This is a genomic window from Burkholderia sp. Se-20378 (assembly GCF_017104665.1).
Taxonomy (GTDB): Bacteria; Pseudomonadota; Gammaproteobacteria; order Burkholderiales; family Burkholderiaceae; genus Burkholderia; species Burkholderia lata.
This window is the reverse complement of record NZ_JAAGPG010000140.1, coordinates 1-18,068: the sequence shown is the minus strand read 5'-3', so window position 1 is coordinate 18,068 and position 18,068 is coordinate 1. Positions and strand designations below refer to the sequence as shown.

Sequence of the window (18,068 nt, the reverse complement as noted above, 5' to 3'; positions counted from 1 at the left end):
GGGCGCGTCGGTCGAGATCGTCGCACCCGAGGAGCTCGCGCGTGCACGCGCGGCGGTCGCCGGCGCGCAGGCGAATCTCGCAGCCGCGCAGGCGCAGCTCGATGCGGCACGCGCGCTCGGCACCAAACTGCCTGTCGATGAAAGCCCGGGCGTCGTGCAGGCGGCCGCGCAGTTCAAGCTCGCGTACCGGAACCTGAAACGCACGACGATCGTCGCGCCTGTCGACGGCACGATCGGGCAGCGTTCAGTGCAGGTCGGCCAGCAGGTCGGGCCCGGCGTGCCGCTGATGTCGATCGTGCAGCTCAACCAGCTGTGGATCGAGGCGAATTTCAAGGAAGGGCAGATTCGCCACATGCGCGTCGGGCAGCCGGTCGAGGTCGTGTCGGATCTGTACGGCTCGCGCGTGACCTATCGTGGCCGCGTGCAGGGCTTCTCGGCGGGCACCGGCAGTGCGTTCTCGATGCTGCCGTCGCAGAACGCGGCCGGCAACTGGATCAAGGTCGTGCAGCGCGTGCCGGTCGTGATCGCGCTCGATGCGCGCGATCTTGCCGCGCATCCGCTGCGCGTCGGGCTGTCGATGCGCGCGACGGTCGACACGCACGACCGCAACGGCCACGCGCTCGACAGCGAGCCGCCCACACCGGCCGTCAGCACGCGCGTGCACGACGGCGTCGCGAGCGACGCGGAAAGCGCCGCCGCCGCGATCATCCGCGACAATCAGGGCGGGTAACGCCTGCCCGGGAGCGGGGAGGCCGGTCGCTACGACCGGCCCGCTCCCGGCGCGTCACGCCGCGCACGCAACCTTCCCGTCGTTTCCCGTCCGACTTTCGCATTTCCGCCATCGATGTCGGCGCTGTTCAAACGCGTGTCGCGTTTGAGACGTCGGCGCCCCTGCCTCCGGGACTACTCTCGAACAGCACGTTGCGCGTGTGCCGCATGAGCCGGCGCGCCGCGGCGCCATCCAACGAGACATGGAGACAATACGATGAGCAGCAATCGAGGTGTCGTCTATCTTGGGCCGGGTCAGGTCGAAGTCCAGAAAATCGATTATCCGAAGATGGTCGATCCGACCGGCCGCGCGATCGGCCACGGCGTGATCCTGAAAGTCGTCAGCACGAACATCTGCGGTTCCGACCAGCACATGGTGCGCGGCCGCACGACCGCGCCGGTCGGCCTCGTGCTCGGTCACGAGATCACGGGCGAGGTGGTCGAGATCGGTCGCGACGTCGAGACGCTGAAGCTCGGCGATCTCGTGTCGGTGCCGTTCAACGTGGCGTGCGGCCGCTGTGCGATGTGCAAGGACACGCATACGGGCGTGTGCCTGAACGTGAACCCGTCGCGTGCGGGCGGCGCGTATGGCTACGTCGACATGGGCGGCTGGATCGGCGGCCAGGCCGAATACGTGCTCGTGCCGTACGCGGATTTCAACCTGCTGAAATTCCCCGATCGCGATCAGGCGATGTCGAAGATCCGCGACCTGACCTGCCTGTCCGACATTCTGCCGACCGGTTATCACGGTGCGGTGAGCGCCGGCGTGAAGCCGGGCTCGACGGTCTACATCGCGGGCGCGGGCCCGGTCGGGATGGCGGCGGCCGCATCGGCACGCCTGCTCGGCGCGGCCGTGACGATCGTCGGCGACATGAACGCGGAACGCCTCGCGCACGCGAAGGCGATGGGCTTCGAGACGGTCGACCTGTCGAAGGACGCATCGCTCGGCGAGCAGATCGAGCAGATCCTCGGCGTGCCCGAGATCGACTGCGCGGTCGACTGCGTCGGCTTCGAGGCGCACGGCCACGGTTCGTCGGGCCATGCGGAAGAGGCGCCCGCGACGGTGCTGAACTCGCTGATGGAAATCACGCGTCCGGCCGGGGCGATCGGCATCCCGGGCCTGTACGTGACGGACGATCCGGGCGCGAAGGACAAGGCCGCGCAGCACGGCAGCCTGAGCATCCGCTTCGGCCTCGGCTGGGCGAAGTCGCACTCGTTCTTCACGGGCCAGACGCCGGTGCTGAAGTACAACCGCAACCTGATGCAGGCGATCCTGTTCGACCGGCTGCCGATCGCGAAGATCGTCAACGTCGAAGTGATCTCGCTCGACCAGGCGCCGGAAGGCTACAAGAAGTTCGACGGCGGCGCGCCGCGTAAATTCGTCATCGATCCGCACGGGTTGCTGGCGGCGTAACGCGACCGACCACCGCGCGGCAATCGAAGGGGCCGGGGCGCTCAAGCGCCCCGGCCCTTTGTGCGTTCGGGAAGCGCGCGCTCAGTGCCCGCGATCGAGCCGGGCGAGAAGCGCAAGCGTGAACGATCGACCGGGCGACATTCGCCCGGCTCCGTTCACGGGGTGCGCTCCAGCGCGGCGTCGTACTGACCGCGGCAGGCCGCACCGTTCAGGCGTGCGCGCAGCAGCAGCGCATCCTGCGCGGCGCGTACGTTGGCCGCCTGTCCCTTCCACGCGGCCAGCGGCGGCTCCTGCAGCGCGCGTCCATATGAAAAGCTCAGCAGCCACGGCCGCCCGGCAACGCGATTCATCGCGTCGAGATGCGCCGTCGCTTCCTCGGGCGTCTGTCCGCCGGACAGGAAGAAGATGCCGGGCACTTCGGCCGGCACGGCGCTGCGCAACAGGCGCACCGTCGCCTCCGCGACTTCGGTGGCGGCCGGCTGGGCGGTGTGCGTGCTGCCCGCGACGACCATGCTCGGCTTGAGCAACATGTGCGCCAGCACGACCCGGTGCCGGTGCAGTGCGTCGAACACGGCGTGCAGCACGGCGTCGGTCACTTGCGCGCAGCGGCCGATCGAATGATCACCGTCCATCAGCACTTCCGGCTCGACGATCGGCACGACGCCGGCTTCCTGGCAGATCGCCGCATAGCGCGCCAGCGCTTCGGCGTTTGCCTGGATCGCCGCATGGCCCGGCAGCGTGGCAGACACGTTGTACACCGCACGCCATTTCGCGAACCGCGCGCCTTGCCGCTGGTAGCCGTCGAGGCGCGCCGCAAGCCCATCGAGCCCTTGCGTGATTTCGTCGCCGGGCGCGAGCGCGAGCGGAATCTTGCCCGCGTCGACCTTGATGCCGGGCACGATCTGCTGGCGAGCGGCGAGTTCGGGCAACGGCGTGCCATCGTCCGCACATTGCCCGAGCGTCTCTTCATACAGGATCACGCCGCTGACGAATTCACCGAGGCCCGGCGTCGACAGCAACAGGGTGCGCCATGCGCGGCGGTTCTCTTCGGTCGATTCGACCGCGATCGTCTTGAAGCGCTTCGCGATGGTCGGCCCGCTTTCGTCGGCCGCCAGCAAGCCTTTGCCATCCTGAACGAGTGCCTGGATCGTCGCCTGGAGTGCGCTCTCGGTGCTCATGGAATCCCTCCGCTGAAACCGCCATGCGGCCGTGTCGACCGCCCGCTGTTCACTTCATCACTTCGTCACGCCGCCTTCCGATTTCATTCTTTGTCGCGCACCGGCCAGAACGCAAGGCGCGTGCCGTGCCTGGTGGGCACGCGCTCGGGTGGCATCGTCCGTGCCAGGGCGGATGCGTGTGCCGTTGCCGCGAGGCCGGCGCATCGATGGTCTGCATCGCGTGTTCGACCGACGGCGTCCGCGGTCGGACACAGAACGGGCGGCGCCGGAAACGGGCCGCCCGTTTTTGCCAGGGAGGTGCACGGAGGAGCGGGCCACGTTCAATGGCCGCGATAGAGCTGCGCGATTTGCGTACCGTTGGCGGTGGTGCGTCGCGCATGCGCGGTGTGCACGCTCACACGGTGGAATGCGCGGTTGCGATGCGCGGCACTGCGACTGGCTTTCCAGTCCGCCAGGCGAACCGCGGTGGTGGTATGCGAGCGGCTGGGTGCACGCATGGCCGGCGTGGCTTGCGCGACCGTCGTCCGTCCTGCGGATTCAACGACATCCGGGTTGCCCTGTTGGGTGGCGACCGCCTGCGTTCCGTCAGTCGAATGAAACGGATAGACGGGCGCCGGCAGGACCGGCAGCACGGGATCGTTCGACGCGTACGGGCCGGCATTGCTCGCCCTCGCGCCCGAACCATTCGACCCGCGACAAACGGGATCGGCCTTGCACGTCCGGTCGACCGTCACGTAGCCGCCGACCAGCAGCACGAGCGTCAGGATGCTCAGGATCGGCGCGCTCGATGCGCGCGGCCGCCGGAATGCCGCGTTGCGAAGCGCCCGCGCGATGCGCGACGACCACGTGTGAAAGGAGTGCGCCGCATGCGTGTCGTTCGATGCGCCGCGAATCGGATCGAACGGCCAGTTCCACCGGCCGCAGACGGGACAGTGCTCGAGCGCACGGAAGGCCACGAAGCCGCATTCCTTGCAGCGGAAGCTGGCCGTGCGCCGCGCTTCGGCTCGCGCGTTCAGGATCGCGCGCCAATCATCGCGCGCGCGCAGGGTGCGGTTGGGCAGGACTCGCATCGCAGGAAGCGGACGGGTGCCGTCAACGCGGCGAACGTTCGCCGGTCGTCTTGATCCTTTCCGGCAAGGCAGCCGATCGGCTCGTGCCGGAATCCGGCGGAGCGTGCGTTGTCGACGGTCGTTCGCATGCGGTGCTCATGAAGTTCTCCATGACGTCGGGTGCGCGGAACACGTTCGTCCGTGGTGGCCCACCGCTTCATTCTTGGTCGCCGACGCGTGAAACGCAAGGCGCAAGCAGGCGGCCGTGATTCGTCGGATCGGCACTATCTGTCCTGCCGCTGTCGAGCCGCGAGCGTCCCGATGGTCTGCATCGCATGCTCGACCGCCGGTGTCCACGGCCGGCCGTAATTGAGCCGAAGATAGCGGCGGAATCCGCCGGTTGCGGAAAAGAGCGGCCCCGGCGCGATGCTGACGCCGCTCTCCATCGCATCGCCGAACAGGTGCATCGCATCCACGCGCGGCGGCAGTTCGACCCACAGGAAATACCCGCCGAGCGGCGTGAACACTTCGGTGCCGGCGGGAAAATACGCGCGCACGGCCGCCAGCATCTGCGCCTGGTGCGCAGCGAGATTGCGGCGCAGCTTGCGCAGGAAGCGGTCGTACGCGCCGTCGCGCAGGTAGCTCGAAATCGCCATCTGCGCAGGCACGTCGGCCGCCGGCGCGCTCGCGCCTTTTGCCTGACGAATTTGCCGCACGTAGCGTCCGGCCGCGACCCAGCCGATCCGGAACCCGGGCGCGAGGCATTTCGAGAACGAACCGCAATGCAGGACGAGCCCGCTATCGTCATACAGTTTGGCGGGGCGCGTGGGGACCGTCCCGAAATGCAGTTCGCCATACACGTCGTCCTCGATCAGCGGCACGTTGCGAGCCGCGAGCAGGTCGATCAGCGCGCGCTTGCGCGCGTCGGTCAGCGTTGCGCCGGTCGGGTTGTGGAACGATGTCATGAACCAGCAGGCGCGCACCGGATGCGTGTCGAGCGCTTTCTCGAGCGCGTCGAGATCGAGGCCGGTGCGCGGGTCGACCGGAATCTCGACGGCCTTCAGGTGCAGGCGCTGCACGGCTTCCAGGACTGCATGAAACGCCGGTCGCTCGATCGCGACGATATCGCCCGGGCGCGTCAGCGCCTGCAGGCTGAGCGTCAGCGCTTCGAGCGCGCCGGTCGTGATGACGATCTCGTCCATCGGCAACGCCGCACCCGCATTCAGGTAGCGCAGCGCGATCTGGCGGCGCAGCCCGTCGTGGCCGGGCGGTGCGCCGGACAGCAGGGCCGTGCGATCCATGTTGCGCGCCGCTGACGCCATCGCGCGCCACAGGCTGCTCATCGGGAACAGTGAATAGCTGGCGAACGCCGAGCCGAGCGGAACGATGTCCTCGCATTTGAGCGAGTCGAGCAGCCGGAACAACGTATCGCCGTTCCCCGCTGGTGGGGTGGCCGGCTTGCGGGGCGGTTCATGGCCGAACCGCACGTGCTTGTCTTCGAGGTTCGCAACGAAATAACCGGATCGTGCACGCGCGACGATCAGGCCCTCGCTTTCGAGCGCGTAGTACGCGCGAAACACGGTGGACGGGCTCACGCCATAGGCGCGGCACGCGGCTCGCACGGTGGGGATGCGCGCACCGGGGGCCAGGTCGCCGCGCCGGATGGCCTCGGCGATCGTCTGTGCCAGCGCCGCATATCGCTTCATGACAGCCCTCCGGGCGCGTGGGGCGTCGCTGAAAAAAGAGTAGCACGGCACCTGTCGCGCGCAATCCCGACGACGCGCTGATCCGCATGTTTTGCATGGCCTCTGATCCTTTTCTTTCGTCTGACGAGCGGGCATCCTAGAGCAAGCTTTGTTCCCGATGTCCGATCTACGGAGTACACGCTGCCTCGCGGCGGATCCGTAGCTCCCGCGCCCCCGTGCGGGACCTTGTCTGCGGCGTCCTCCTTACCTTTTCCGGAATCAATCAGCGTGAAATCGAAGACCCTCATGGCGGGCCTGATGGCCGGCCTCGCCCTCGGCCTGTCCGGCGGCGCGGCACAAGCCGCCTGCATCAGCAATCCCGCCGCCCAGCCGAACACGACGTTTCCCGCCGCACTGACCGGCAAGCTCGTCTATCACAGCTACGTCAAGTACGGCGACGGCACGAGCCAGCTGTTCCTGTACGACTTCTCGGCCCATACGCTGACGCAACTGAGCAAGAGCACGTGGGGCATCACCGATCCGATGAACGGCGTGTTCAGTCCCGATGGCAAGTGGCTCGCATTCATGGGCATCAGCAACGGCGCGTGGAACGTGTTCATGCTGCAGCTCGGCGCCGGCACGCCGCCCGTCAACCTGACCAACAGCACGGGCGCCACGCGCAACGAGGATCCGAAATTCAGCGCGGACGGCAAGACGCTCGTGTTCAAGCAGAACGGCGACGTCAAGCAGGCCACGCTGTCGTACACGAGCGCAGGCCCGGTGTTCACGTCGGTCGTGAGCCTGACGAATGCGCCGGCCGGCGCCGAATACTCGATGCCGTACCTGTCGCCGGATGCGAGCGCCGTGTACTACGCGAGCGGCACCGGCGCGAACATGGGCCTGATGAAGCGCACGCTCGCGACCGGCGTAACGGCCGTGTTCGATAATCCGGCGGGCCTGCAGACCTACTATCCGATCGTGCGTGCGGACGGCACGGTGTTCTACGCGCGCTGGAAGGACACGAGCCAACTCGACCAGATCTACTCGAAGACCGCGGACCCGGCATCGACGCCGAATCAGTTGGCGCTCAACGACTGCATCAGCAACAACTCCGACCCCGCACCGGTGAGCGGCACGAACTACCTGTTCTTCTCGTCGACGACGGCGGGCGGCTATCAGCTCTACGTCGGCGACGTGACGACCGGCCAGCGCTGGAGCCTGTCGCAGTTCGGCGTGAACGCCGACACGACGAAGGCCAAGCTCGGGTCGAGCTACTACGGCGGCCCGGCTGCCGTACAGCCGACGCTGCTGTCGCAGGGGCATCCGGCTGCCGCATCGGCGAGCTACAACGCATCGCTCACACCCGACAAGGCGTTCGACGGCAACACCACGAGCACGCGCTGGGATTCGCCGGAAGGCGCGGGCGTCGATCCGCAATGGATCTCCGTGGATCTCGGTGCGACGAAGACGATCAACAGCATCGATCTCTACTGGGATGCGGGTGCGCTCGTGTACCAGATCCAGACGTCGAACGACAACGCGAACTGGACGACGATCTACTCGACGAACAACGGCGTGTCGTACGGCCACGTGACGCTGCCGAACCTGAACGGGCATGGCCGCTACGTGCGAATAGTTGGCACCAAGCGCGCAACGCAGTGGGGTTATTCGCTCGACGAAATGCAGGTGTGGGGATCGTAAGCGCAAAGAAAAAGCGACCTTCGAGGTCGCTTTTTTTTCATGCGTCAATCGCGGCGAGGATCACGCATGCAGCACATGCGCCGGAAAGGCCGGCCCGGCGCTCGCCGCACCCTGCGCAAGCGGCGCGACCTGCTTGCGGCGCTCGCGGGTCGGCGCGACGCCGAACGCGTCGCGATAGCTCTTGCTGAAATGGCACGCCGACTGGAAGCCGCACGCCATCGTGATGTGCATGATCGACATGTCGGTCTGCAGCAGCAGTTCGCGCGCGCGGCGCAGCCGCAGCGTCAGGTAGTAATGAGTGGGCGTCATGCCGAGGTGTTCGCGGAACAGGCGCTGCAGTTGTCGCTGCGACATGTTCGCGAGCCGCGCGAGCTCCTCGCGCGACAGCGGCTCCTCGATGTTGTTCTCCATCAGCGAGATCACTTCGAACAGCGACTTGTTTGCAGAGCCGAGGCGGGCGACGAGCGGCATGCGTTGCTGCGCGCTCGTATCGCGCACGTGTTCGACGATGAACTGCTCGGCGATCTGCGTGACGCGCGCGGTGCCCACGCGCGCGGCGATCAGGTTCAGCATCATGTCGAGCGGTGCGACGCCGCCCGTGCACGTGATGCGGTCGCGGTCGATCACGAACAGTTCCTTCAGGAAGCGCGTGTCCGGAAACTCTTCCTTCAGCGCCGACATGTTCTCCCAGTGGATCGCGCATGCGTAGCCCGCGAGCAGCCCCGACTTCGCGAGCGCATAGGTGCCCGTGCACAGGCTGCCGAGCGGGATGCCCGAGCGCGCGAAGCGGCGCAGCGTCGACAGATGAGCAGGCGTGGTCGCACGCTGTACATCGACGCCGCCGCACACGAACACGATGTCGGGTTGCCCCACGCATTCGGCCGGGCCGGTGTCGACCGTCAGCCCGTTGCTCGCGGTGACCGGGCCGCCATCCGGGCTGATGACCGACCAGCGGTAGAGCGGCTGGCCGCTCAGGTAGTTCGCCATCCGAAGCACCTCGATCGCATTGGTGAACGCGATCATCGTGAAATTCGGTAACGGCATGAACGCGAAGTGGGACAGCGACGCTGTGCGGTCGGGCGACATGGGGAGCGTTCCTAGAATCTCTAATAGCTTTGAGCCCGAGGCACGGATCGGGCAGCGGTATTGTGTGAGCCAGCGCAACAAGCGTGCCATACGGCTAAACCCTAGCTCCATACGTTGTATGGCTGAAAGCCGCATGCTGCACTGCACCGAATTCGTGATGTGTTGCACCCCGACCGGGCGGCAATCGCACCGCCGACGTGCCTGTTCATAGGTGAACTGCCGGAGGCCATTTGCTTGGTCATCCGAAAAAGCACGACCGGTCACTTGTATAAAACGGACGCGGATGGCGGAAAAGGCAAAGAACGCGTCTAAATTCATCAATCCGCCGAAAATCCGAACGACAAGAATAGAGCCGTCGGCAGCCTTGTACGGGACGAGCGGGAAACCCAGGCAGGGCGGGCCTTGAGCTTCGGTTTCAGCCCCTTATTCTTCGTCACGGACGCACTATGTCGAACACCCAGCCTTTCTTCTCGCAGCCCCTTGCCGAGCGCGACGCGCCGGTGCGCAGCGCCATCCTGAAGGAACTCGAGCGTCAGCAGTCGCAGGTCGAGCTGATCGCGTCGGAAAACATCGTGTCGCGCGCCGTGCTCGAGGCGCAGGGCTCGGTGCTGACCAACAAGTACGCGGAAGGCTATCCCGGCAAGCGTTACTACGGTGGCTGCGAGTTCGCGGATGAAGTCGAGGCGCTGGCCATCGAGCGCGTCAAGCAGATCTTCAATGCCGGCTATGCGAACGTGCAGCCGCACTCGGGTGCGCAGGCGAACGGCTCGGTGATGCTCGCGCTGGCCAAGCCGGGCGACACGGTGCTCGGCATGTCGCTCGACGCGGGCGGCCACCTGACGCACGGCGCGAAGCCGGCGCTGTCGGGCAAGTGGTTCAACGCGGTCCAGTACGGCGTGAACCGCGACACGATGCTGATCGACTACGACCAGGTCGAAGCGCTCGCGCACGAGCACAAGCCGAACCTGATCATCGCCGGCTTCTCGGCCTACCCGCGTGCGCTCGACTTCGCGCGCTTCCGTGCGATTGCCGACAGCGTCGGCGCGAAGCTGATGGTCGACATGGCGCACATCGCCGGCGTGATCGCCGCGGGCCGCCACGCGAACCCGGTCGAGCATGCGCACGTCGTCACGTCGACCACCCACAAGACGCTGCGCGGCCCGCGCGGCGGCTTCGTGCTGACCAACGACGAGGACATCGCGAAGAAGATCAACTCGGCGGTGTTCCCCGGCCTGCAGGGCGGCCCGCTGATGCACGTGATCGCCGGCAAGGCCGTCGCGTTCGGCGAAGTGCTGCAGGCGGACTTCAAGACCTACATCGACAACGTGCTCGCGAACGCGCAGGCGCTCGGCGAAGTGCTGAAGGCGGGCGGCGTCGATCTCGTCACGGGCGGCACCGACAACCACCTGCTGCTGGTCGACCTGCGCCCGAAGGGCCTGAAGGGCGCGCCGGTCGAACAGGCGCTGGAGCGTGCGGGCATCACCTGCAACAAGAACGGCATTCCGTTCGACACCGAGAAGCCGACCGTCACGTCGGGCATCCGCCTCGGCACGCCGGCCGGCACGACGCGCGGCTTCGGCGTCGCGGAATTCCGCGAGGTGGGCCGCCTGATCCTGGAAGTGTTCGACGCGCTGCGCGCGAACCCGGAAGGCGACCACGCGACCGAACAGCGCGTGCGCCGCGAGATCTTCGCGTTGTGCGAACGCTTCCCGATCTATTGATCCCACCGACCCGACAATACTGGAGCAACACATGAGCACGCTGCATCAAGACAGCATCATCATCGACGGGCTGAACATCTCGAAGTTCGAGAAGCCGGTGTTCGAAGACATGCGCAAGGGTGGCATCACCGCCGCGAACTGCACGGTGTCGGTGTGGGAGAACTTCACCAAGACCGTCGACAACATCGGCGTGATGAAGAAGAAGATCCGCGACAACAGCGAGCTGCTGACGCTGGTGCGCACGACGGAAGACATCTTCCGCGCGAAGAAGGAAGACAAGACCGGCGTGATCCTCGGCTTCCAGAACGCGCATGCGTTCGAGGACAACATCGGCTACATCGAAGCGTTCGCCGACATGGGCGTGCGCGTCGTGCAGCTCTGCTACAACACGCAGAACCTGGTCGGCACCGGCTGCTACGAGCGCGATGGTGGCCTGTCGGACTTCGGCCGCGAAGTGATCACCGAGATGAACCGCGTCGGCATCATGGTCGACCTGTCGCATGTGGGCGGCAACACGTCGTCGGAAGCGATCGCGTTCTCGAAGAAGCCGGTGTGCTACTCGCACTGCCTGCCGTCGGGGCTGAAGGAGCATCCGCGCAACAAGAGCGACGAACAGCTGAAGGAGATCGCCGATGCGGGCGGCTTCGTCGGCGTGACGATGTTCGCGCCGTTCCTGAAGCGCGGGATCGAAGCGAACATCGACGACTACATCGAGGCGATCGACTACGTCGTGAACCTGATCGGCGAAGACGCGGTCGGGATCGGCACGGATTTCACGCAGGATTACGCGAAGGAATTCTTCGACATGCTGACGCATGACAAGGGCCGCTATCGCCAGCTGACGAATTTCGGCAAGGTGATCAACCCGGACGGCATCCGCACGATCGGCGAATTCCCGAACCTGACGGCCGCGATGGAACGCCACGGCTGGAAGGAGTCGCGTATCCGCAAGATCATGGGCGAGAACTGGGTGCGCGTGTTCAAGGACGTGTGGGGCGCATAAGCGCCGCGAACGCCGAACCCCCGCCAGCGATTCAACCTTAAAAAAATCGGGACGTGCCCGTGCAAGCCGCACGGGCGCGCGGACGATGTCGCGCCTGCGCACTGAGCCGCGCGGCCACTTTCCTCACGGAGTCACCACGATGCAACCGCAACTGCCGATCAACGTCGATCCCGATACCGGCGTCTGGACCACCGATGCGCTGCCGATGCTGTACGTGCCGCGCCACTTCTTCACGAACAACCACGTCGCCGTCGAGGAAGCGCTCGGCGTCGAAGCGTATGCCGAGATCCTCTACAAGGCCGGCTACAAGTCCGCTTACCACTGGTGCGACAAGGAAGCGAAGCTGCACGGCCTGACCGGCATGGCGGTATTCGAGCACTACCTGAAGCGCCTGTCGCAGCGCGGCTGGGGCCTGTTCTCGATCATCGAGGCCGACCCGGCCAGCGCGCGCGCGAAGATCGAGCTGCGCCACTCGTCGTTCGTGCTCCAGCAGCCGGGCAAGGAAGGCAAGCTCTGCTACATGTTCGCGGGCTGGTTCGCCGGCGCGATGGACTGGGTCAACGACACGACGCCGGAAGGCAAGGGCGCACCGCGTGCGCAGTCGAAGGAAGTGCAGTGCGCGGCCGAGCATCACGACCACTGCGTCTTCGAAGTGTCGCCCATCGCGCACTGACGCACTGATTCACCGAAACACAACAACACCCGCAACACGAGACATTCGAACGCCAGAGGTCGCCAGCGATGCGTTATCCCCACCTGTTCAAACCCATGCAGCTGAACCAGCTGACGCTGCGCAACCGGATCGTCAGCACCGCGCATGCGGAGGTGTATGCCGAGCCGGGCGGCCTGCCGGGCGACCGCTATATCCGCTACTACGAAGAAAAGGCGAAGGGCGGCGTGGGCCTCGCGATCTGCGGCGGGTCGAGCCCGGTGTCGATCGACAGCCCGCAGGGCTGGTGGAAATCGGTGAACCTGTCGACCGACAAGATCATCGATCCGCTCACGCGCCTCGCCGACACGATGCACAAGCACGGCGCGAAGATCATGATCCAGGCGACGCACATGGGCCGTCGCTCGTCGTTCCACGGCGAGCACTGGCCGCACCTGATGTCGCCGTCGGGCGTGCGCGAACCCGTGCACCGCGGTAACGCGAAGATCATCGAGATCGAGGAAATCCGCCGCATCATCGGCGATTTCGCGGCAGCGGCGAAGCGCGTGAAGGCGGCCGGCATGGACGGCATCGAAATCTCGGCCGCTCACCAGCACCTGATCGACCAGTTCTGGAGCAAGCGTTCGAACCACCGCACCGATGAATGGGGCGGCAGCCTGGAGAACCGGCTGCGCTTCGGCATCGAAGTGCTGACGGCCGTGCGCGAGGCGGTGGGCAAGGATTTCTGCGTCGGCCTGCGCATGTGCGGCGACGAATTCCACGAGGACGGCCTCGATCACGAAGCGCTGAAGGAAATCGCGCAGGCGATGTCGGAGACGGGCCTGATCGACTACCTGAGCGTGGTCGGCTCGGGCGGCGACACGCACAACACGATCGCCAACTGCATGCCGCCGATGGCGCTGCCGCCGGAGCCGTTCGTGCATCTCGCGGCCGGCATCAAGTCGGTCGTGAAGATTCCGGTGATGCACGCGCAGAGCATCCGCGATGCGGGCCAGGCCGAGCGCCTGCTCGCGACCGGCATGATCGACCTGGTCGGCATGACGCGCGCACAGATCGCCGATCCGCACATGGTGATCAAGATCCGCGACGGCCGCGAAGACGAAATCAAGCAGTGCGTCGGCGCGAACTACTGCATCGACCGCCAGTACAACGGCCTCGACGTGCTGTGCATCCAGAACGCGGCGACGTCGCGCGAAGCGACGATGCCGCACATCATCGAGAAGTCGCGCGGCCCGAAGCGCAAGGTCGTGGTGGTGGGCGCCGGCCCGGCGGGCCTCGAGGCGGCGCGTGTCGCGAAGCTGCGCGGCCACGACGTGGTGCTGTTCGAGAAGAATGCCGAAGTGGGCGGCCAGGTGATGATCGCCGCGAAGGCGCCGCAGCGCGAACAGATGTCGGGGATCATCCGCTGGTTCGACATGGAAACTAAGCGCCTGGGCGTCGACCGCCGGCTCGGCGTGGCCGCCGACGAGAAGATGATCATGGCCGAGAAGCCGGACATCGTCGTGCTCGCGACGGGCGGGTCGAGCTTCACGTGGCAGGTGCCGGGCTGGGGCGTGGCCGAGGGGCTGGCCGTCAGCTCGTGGGACATCCTGACCGGCAAGGTCGAGCCGAAGCAGAACGTGCTGCTGTTCGACGGCGTGAGCACGCATGCCGGCGCGGGCGTGGCCGACTTCATGGCGAGCCGCGGCTCGAAGGTCGAGGTCGTCACGCCGGACGTGAAAGTGGCCGACGATTGCGGCGGCACGACGTTCCCGATCTTCTATCGCCGCCTGTACGCATTCGGCGTGATCCCGACGCCGAACACGATGCTCGATCGCGTCTATGAAGAGGACGGCAAGCTGATCGCCGTGCTGCGCAACGAGTACACGGAAGAACTGGAAGAACGCGCGGTCGACCAGGTGGTGATCGAGAACGGTTCGTCGCCGAACGACGAGCTGTACTGGAAGCTCAAGCCGGAATCGGTGAACCGCGGCCAGATCGATCCGCACACGCTGTTCGCGGCCGAGCCGCAGCCATGCCTGTCGGAAGAACTCGGCAACGGCCGTTTCCTGCTGTTCCGTGTCGGCGACTGCATCTCGATGCACAACGTCCACGGCGCGATCTACGACTCGCTGCGTCTCGTGAAGGATTTCTAAACGATGAATCCGTCCTTCCTCATTACCGCCCTGTTGTGGCTGTCAGTGGCGGGGCTCGCGTTCGCGGTCGCGAAGCGCTCGTCCTACTGGCGTCTGGGCCGGGCCACCGCTCCCGGCTCGTTCGGCGTCGCGAACCTGTTCGCGATCCCGAAGCGCTACTTCGTCGACCTGCACCATGTGGTCGCTCGTGACCCGTACATCGCGAAGACGCACGTCGCGACGGCCGGCGGCGCGATCGGCGCGCTCGCGCTGGTGTTCATCAACTACGGCCTCGCGATCTACTCGCCGTGGCTCGACAAGCTGATCTTCCTGTCGGCGCTCGCGATGCTGGTCGGCGCGGTGTTCGTGTGGCGGCGGCGCGCGGCGAAGGACGTGCCGGCCCGCCTGTCGCGCGGCCCGTGGAATACGCTGCCCTGGCTGCTCGGCTCGTTCGCGTTCGGCCTCGTGCTGTTCATGCTGGTGCCGACCGGCGCGATGTCGGGTGCGTTCGCGGTGCTCTGCGCCGTGCTGATCGGTGTCGGTGCCTTCACGATGACGGTCGGCGCCGCGAAGGGCGGCCCGATGAAGCATGCGATCGCAGGTCTCCTGCACCTGGCCTTCCACCCGCGCCAGGAGCGTTTCGCGGCCACCCGCGAATCGTTCACGGGCAACGGCACGGCCACGCCGCCGACCGCGCTGAAGCTGCCGGACATCGAGCATCAGGAGTACGGCGTCGAGAAGCCGGTCGAATTCCGCTGGAACCAGCTGCTGAGCTTCGACGCCTGCGTGCAGTGCGGCAAGTGCGAAGCCGCGTGCCCCGCGTTCGCGTCGGGCCAGCCGCTGAACCCGAAGAAGCTGATCCAGGATCTGGTCGTCGGGATGGCGGGCGGCACCGATGCGGCCTACGCGGGCAGCCCGTCGCCGGGCCTCGCGGTCGGCCAGCACCGCGGCGAGCCGAATGGCCCGATCGTGTCGGGCCTGATCGAGGAGCAGACGCTGTGGTCGTGCACGACCTGCCGCGCATGTGTGCAGGAATGCCCGATGCTGATCGAGCACGTCGACGCGATCGTCGACATGCGCCGCAACCGCACGCTCGTACACGGCACGGTGCCGGGCAAGGGCCAGGAAGTGCTCGCGAACCTGCGCGAGACGGGCACGATGGGCGGCTACGACACGGCTGCGCGCTACGACTGGTCGGTCGACCTGAGCGCGCCCGTCGCACAACCGGGCAAGCCGGTCGACGTGCTGTTCGTCGCGGGCGAAGGCGCGTTCGACATGCGCTACCAGCGCACGCTGCGCGCGTTCGTCAAGGTGCTGAACAAGGCGGGTGTGGACTACGCGGTGCTCGGCTCGACCGAAACCGATACGGGCGACGTTGCGCGCCGGCTCGGCGACGAAGCGACGTTCCAGCAGATGGCGAAGCGCCTGATCGGCACGCTCGGCACGCTGTCGTACAAGCAGATCGTGACGGCCGACCCGCACGTGATGCACAGCCTGCGCAACGAATACCGTGCGCTCGGGCTGCGCGTGACGGTCAAGCACCACACGACCTACCTCGCCGAACTGGCCGACAGCGGCAAGATCGCGCCGAAGGCCGTCGACGCGCTGCGCGAGAAGCGCACCACGTATCACGACCCGTGCTACCTCGGCCGCTACAACGGCGAGACGGAAGCGCCGCGCAAGCTGCTGAAGACGATCGGCATCCAGGTCGTCGAGATGGAGCGCAACGGCATGCGCGGCCGCTGCTGCGGCGGTGGCGGCGGTGCGCCGCTGACCGACATCCCCGGCAAGCAGCGCATTCCCGACATCCGCATCGCCGACGCACGCACGATCGGTGCGGACGTGGTCGCGGTTGCCTGCCCGAACTGCACGGCGATGCTCGAAGGCGTCGTGGGCCCGCGCCCCGACGTGCTCGACGTGGCCGAACTCGTCGCCGCCTCGCTGGAGTGAATCGATGAATACGATCAAACGAATCGATCCGCGCCGGCCGTTCATCATCACGGCCGCGGGCCTGAAGCGCATCACGCTCGGCGAGGAAGGCAGCGCCGATGCGAATGCCGCGCAATGGTCCGCGCACGGTCACGGCGCGGCTGCCGCGAAGCCGCGCCGCGCGGTGCAGGATCCGAAGCACGTGATGCTGGTGGTCGCGCACAGCGAACGCGGTGCGCTCGACGATCATTCGCGGCAGGCAATCGCTGCCGCCGCGCTGCTCGCCGATGCACATACCGAAGTCGCGCTGCTCGCATTTGGCGAGCTGAAGGACGACGTGGCCGAACTGGGCGTCGACAAGCTGCTGGAACTCGCCGGTTTCGATCGGCGCGCGTTCGACCCTGAAAGCGAATTGCAAGCACTGCAGGCCTGTGTGGCGGCGCTCGCGCCGAAACACGTGTTCGTCCCCGACAACGCGACGGGCGACGGCGATCTCGGCCGGCGTTACGCCGCGGCCGCCGGTGCGAGCGTCGCGACGCACGTCGTCGAGCTCGACGGCAGGCATGTCGGCGCGTATGCGCAGGCCGGGCGCGCGTTTGCCACCCGTGCGCTGCCCGACGTGATCCTGCTCGCGCAGAACGCGGTCGACGCGAAGCTGCCGTTCGTCGGCGCGGGCGAGCGCCTCGCCGCCGACTTCATCCGCCCGGCCCATGACGCCGCGCAGCCGTACCGCGATCTCGGCCTCGACGAAATCGACGCGGCGCAGGTCGCGCTCGAGGAAGCCGATTTCATCGTGTCGGCCGGCAACGGCGTGTCCGACATCGGCGCGTTCGAGCGGCTGGCCGGTGCGTTCGGCGCGGCGATCGGTGCGAGCCGCGTCGCGGTCGACAACGGCCACTTCACGCGCGACAAGCAGGTCGGCGCCACCGGCAAGACGGTCGAGGCGAGCGTGTACATCGCGTTCGGCATCTCGGGCGCGGTGCAGCACCTGCAGGGGATCAAGGACTGCCGCCACGTGATCGCGGTGAACCTCGACGGCAGCGCGCCGATCGCGAAGCGCGCGAACCTGACGGTGGTCGGCGACGCGCAGGGCACGATCGCGGCCTTGATCGAACAGGTGCAGGCCGCGCGCGCCGCGCGTGGCGAATCGCCGGCCGCGGTCGGCACCCGTGAACCGGAAGGAGTTGCCGCATGAACGCCCCCCGCCCCCTGCAACGCATTGCGGTGCTCGTGTCCGTCGGCCGCCATCCGGTCAGCGGCGTCGCGCGCTATAGCCGCAACGACGCGGCCGCGCTCGAAACCGGCCGCCAGCTCGCGGAGCGGCATCGCGCGAAGCTCGACGTGATCCATGCGGGCGACCCCGCGAATGCGGCGCTGGCCGAATATCTCGCGCTCGGCGCGCGGGAGGTCGAAGTGCTGGCCTGTCGCGACGGCGACGATGGCGTGCATGCGCTTGCCGCGCGCGTCGAGGACTACGACCTCGTGCTGACCGGCACGCGCGCCGAGGGCGCGTACGACACCGGCATGCTCCCGTATCGCATCGCCGCGACGCTCGGCTATCCGCTGGTCGGCTCGGCCGTCGACGTGACGGTCGAAGGTGGCCGCGTGGCCGTCCGGCAATTCTTGCCGAAAGGGCTGCGGCGGCGCGTCGATGCGGCGCTGCCGGCCGTCGTCGCGGTCCATCCGCTCGCCAATGCCGAGCCGCGCTACGCGTATGCACGGCTGCGTGCCGGCGCGATCCGGCCCGCGA

14 protein-coding genes are annotated in these 18,068 nt (G+C 67.0%); 10 read left to right on the top strand and 4 right to left on the bottom strand.

All coding sequences use genetic code 11. The annotated features are described in order from the left end of the window. Together G3N93_RS16920 and fdhA are read left to right on the top strand one after the other, a co-directional pair. A partial coding sequence (locus tag G3N93_RS16920; protein ID WP_206133529.1) for an HlyD family efflux transporter periplasmic adaptor subunit occupies positions 1 to 730 on the top strand: 730 nt, incomplete at its 5' end. Between the two features lie 255 nt (positions 731 to 985). After that, complete coding sequence (fdhA, locus tag G3N93_RS16915) at positions 986 to 2,182, top strand: formaldehyde dehydrogenase, glutathione-independent (protein WP_206122121.1); 1,197 nt, start codon at positions 986 to 988, stop codon at positions 2,180 to 2,182. Positions 2,183 to 2,337: 155 nt separating this feature from the next. Here fdhA and G3N93_RS16910 read toward each other — a convergent pair whose 3' ends face one another. The 3 genes from G3N93_RS16910 to G3N93_RS16900 all read right to left on the bottom strand — a co-directional run bounded on the left by G3N93_RS16910 (position 2,338) and on the right by G3N93_RS16900 (position 6,115). Beyond that, the gene (locus G3N93_RS16910) at positions 2,338 to 3,360 is read right to left on the bottom strand and encodes a class I fructose-bisphosphate aldolase (RefSeq protein ID WP_206133528.1); all 1,023 of its coding nucleotides are present in this window, start codon (positions 3,358 to 3,360) and stop codon (positions 2,338 to 2,340) included. Positions 3,361 to 3,680: 320 nt separating this feature from the next. Further along, complete coding sequence (locus G3N93_RS16905) at positions 3,681 to 4,430, bottom strand: hypothetical protein (RefSeq protein WP_206133527.1); 750 nt, start codon at positions 4,428 to 4,430, stop codon at positions 3,681 to 3,683. Between the two features lie 263 nt (positions 4,431 to 4,693). Beyond that, positions 4,694 to 6,115, bottom strand: coding sequence for a PLP-dependent aminotransferase family protein (locus G3N93_RS16900; RefSeq protein ID WP_206133526.1), 1,422 nt, complete (start codon positions 6,113 to 6,115; stop codon positions 4,694 to 4,696). Positions 6,116 to 6,382: 267 nt separating this feature from the next. Between G3N93_RS16900 and G3N93_RS16895 the strand changes: the two genes are divergently transcribed. Then, positions 6,383 to 7,795, top strand: a complete 1,413-nt coding sequence (locus G3N93_RS16895) for a discoidin domain-containing protein (protein WP_206133525.1) — start codon at positions 6,383 to 6,385, stop codon at positions 7,793 to 7,795. 60 nt (positions 7,796 to 7,855) lie between these two features. Here G3N93_RS16895 and G3N93_RS16890 read toward each other — a convergent pair whose 3' ends face one another. Continuing rightward, positions 7,856 to 8,971, bottom strand: a complete 1,116-nt coding sequence (locus tag G3N93_RS16890; RefSeq protein WP_174936429.1) for a GlxA family transcriptional regulator — start codon at positions 8,969 to 8,971, stop codon at positions 7,856 to 7,858. Between the two features lie 356 nt (positions 8,972 to 9,327). Between G3N93_RS16890 and G3N93_RS16885 the strand changes: the two genes are divergently transcribed. The 7 genes from G3N93_RS16885 to G3N93_RS16855 form a co-directional block, all read left to right on the top strand. Beyond that, positions 9,328 to 10,602: a serine hydroxymethyltransferase gene (locus G3N93_RS16885; protein ID WP_174931263.1), complete on the top strand. Its 1,275-nt coding sequence runs from the start codon at positions 9,328 to 9,330 to the stop codon at positions 10,600 to 10,602. Between the two features lie 31 nt (positions 10,603 to 10,633). Then, positions 10,634 to 11,605: a dipeptidase gene (locus G3N93_RS16880; protein ID WP_042588480.1), complete on the top strand. Its 972-nt coding sequence runs from the start codon at positions 10,634 to 10,636 to the stop codon at positions 11,603 to 11,605. Between the two features lie 139 nt (positions 11,606 to 11,744). Continuing rightward, positions 11,745 to 12,278: a DUF5943 domain-containing protein gene (locus G3N93_RS16875; RefSeq protein ID WP_006488993.1), complete on the top strand. Its 534-nt coding sequence runs from the start codon at positions 11,745 to 11,747 to the stop codon at positions 12,276 to 12,278. A 68-nt stretch (positions 12,279 to 12,346) separates the two neighbouring features. After that, a complete protein-coding gene (locus G3N93_RS16870) occupies positions 12,347 to 14,410 on the top strand; it encodes an NADH:flavin oxidoreductase (protein ID WP_021160633.1) in 2,064 nt (687 codons plus the stop codon). 3 nt (positions 14,411 to 14,413) lie between these two features. Then, positions 14,414 to 16,339: a (Fe-S)-binding protein gene (locus G3N93_RS16865; RefSeq protein WP_206133524.1), complete on the top strand. Its 1,926-nt coding sequence runs from the start codon at positions 14,414 to 14,416 to the stop codon at positions 16,337 to 16,339. Between the two features lie 4 nt (positions 16,340 to 16,343). Further along, on the top strand, positions 16,344 to 17,513 hold the full coding sequence (locus G3N93_RS16860; RefSeq protein ID WP_206133523.1) for an electron transfer flavoprotein subunit alpha/FixB family protein: 1,170 nt from the start codon (positions 16,344 to 16,346) through the stop codon (positions 17,511 to 17,513). Beyond that, the coding region (locus tag G3N93_RS16855) for an electron transfer flavoprotein subunit beta/FixA family protein (RefSeq protein WP_206133522.1) at positions 17,510 to 18,068 on the top strand (559 nt) is incomplete at its 3' end. The genes G3N93_RS16860 and G3N93_RS16855, both read left to right, overlap by 4 nt.

What these genes read in the sequence shown, in the direction of transcription:
- fdhA (WP_206122121.1), top strand. Translation starts at nt 986, where the DNA reads ATGAGCAGCAATCGAGGTGTCGTCTATCTTGGGCCGGGTCAGGTCGAA.
- G3N93_RS16885 (WP_174931263.1), top strand. Translation starts at nt 9,328, where the DNA reads ATGTCGAACACCCAGCCTTTCTTCTCGCAGCCCCTTGCCGAGCGCGAC.
- G3N93_RS16890 (WP_174936429.1), bottom strand. Translation starts at nt 8,971, where the DNA reads ATGGCACGCTTGTTGCGCTGGCTCACACAATACCGCTGCCCGATCCGT.
- G3N93_RS16880 (WP_042588480.1), top strand. Translation starts at nt 10,634, where the DNA reads ATGAGCACGCTGCATCAAGACAGCATCATCATCGACGGGCTGAACATC.
- G3N93_RS16860 (WP_206133523.1), top strand. Translation starts at nt 16,344, where the DNA reads ATGAATACGATCAAACGAATCGATCCGCGCCGGCCGTTCATCATCACG.
- G3N93_RS16870 (WP_021160633.1), top strand. Translation starts at nt 12,347, where the DNA reads ATGCGTTATCCCCACCTGTTCAAACCCATGCAGCTGAACCAGCTGACG.
- G3N93_RS16910 (WP_206133528.1), bottom strand. Translation starts at nt 3,360, where the DNA reads ATGAGCACCGAGAGCGCACTCCAGGCGACGATCCAGGCACTCGTTCAG.
- G3N93_RS16905 (WP_206133527.1), bottom strand. Translation starts at nt 4,430, where the DNA reads ATGCGAGTCCTGCCCAACCGCACCCTGCGCGCGCGCGATGATTGGCGC.
- G3N93_RS16875 (WP_006488993.1), top strand. Translation starts at nt 11,745, where the DNA reads ATGCAACCGCAACTGCCGATCAACGTCGATCCCGATACCGGCGTCTGG.
- G3N93_RS16865 (WP_206133524.1), top strand. Translation starts at nt 14,414, where the DNA reads ATGAATCCGTCCTTCCTCATTACCGCCCTGTTGTGGCTGTCAGTGGCG.
- G3N93_RS16900 (WP_206133526.1), bottom strand. Translation starts at nt 6,115, where the DNA reads ATGAAGCGATATGCGGCGCTGGCACAGACGATCGCCGAGGCCATCCGG.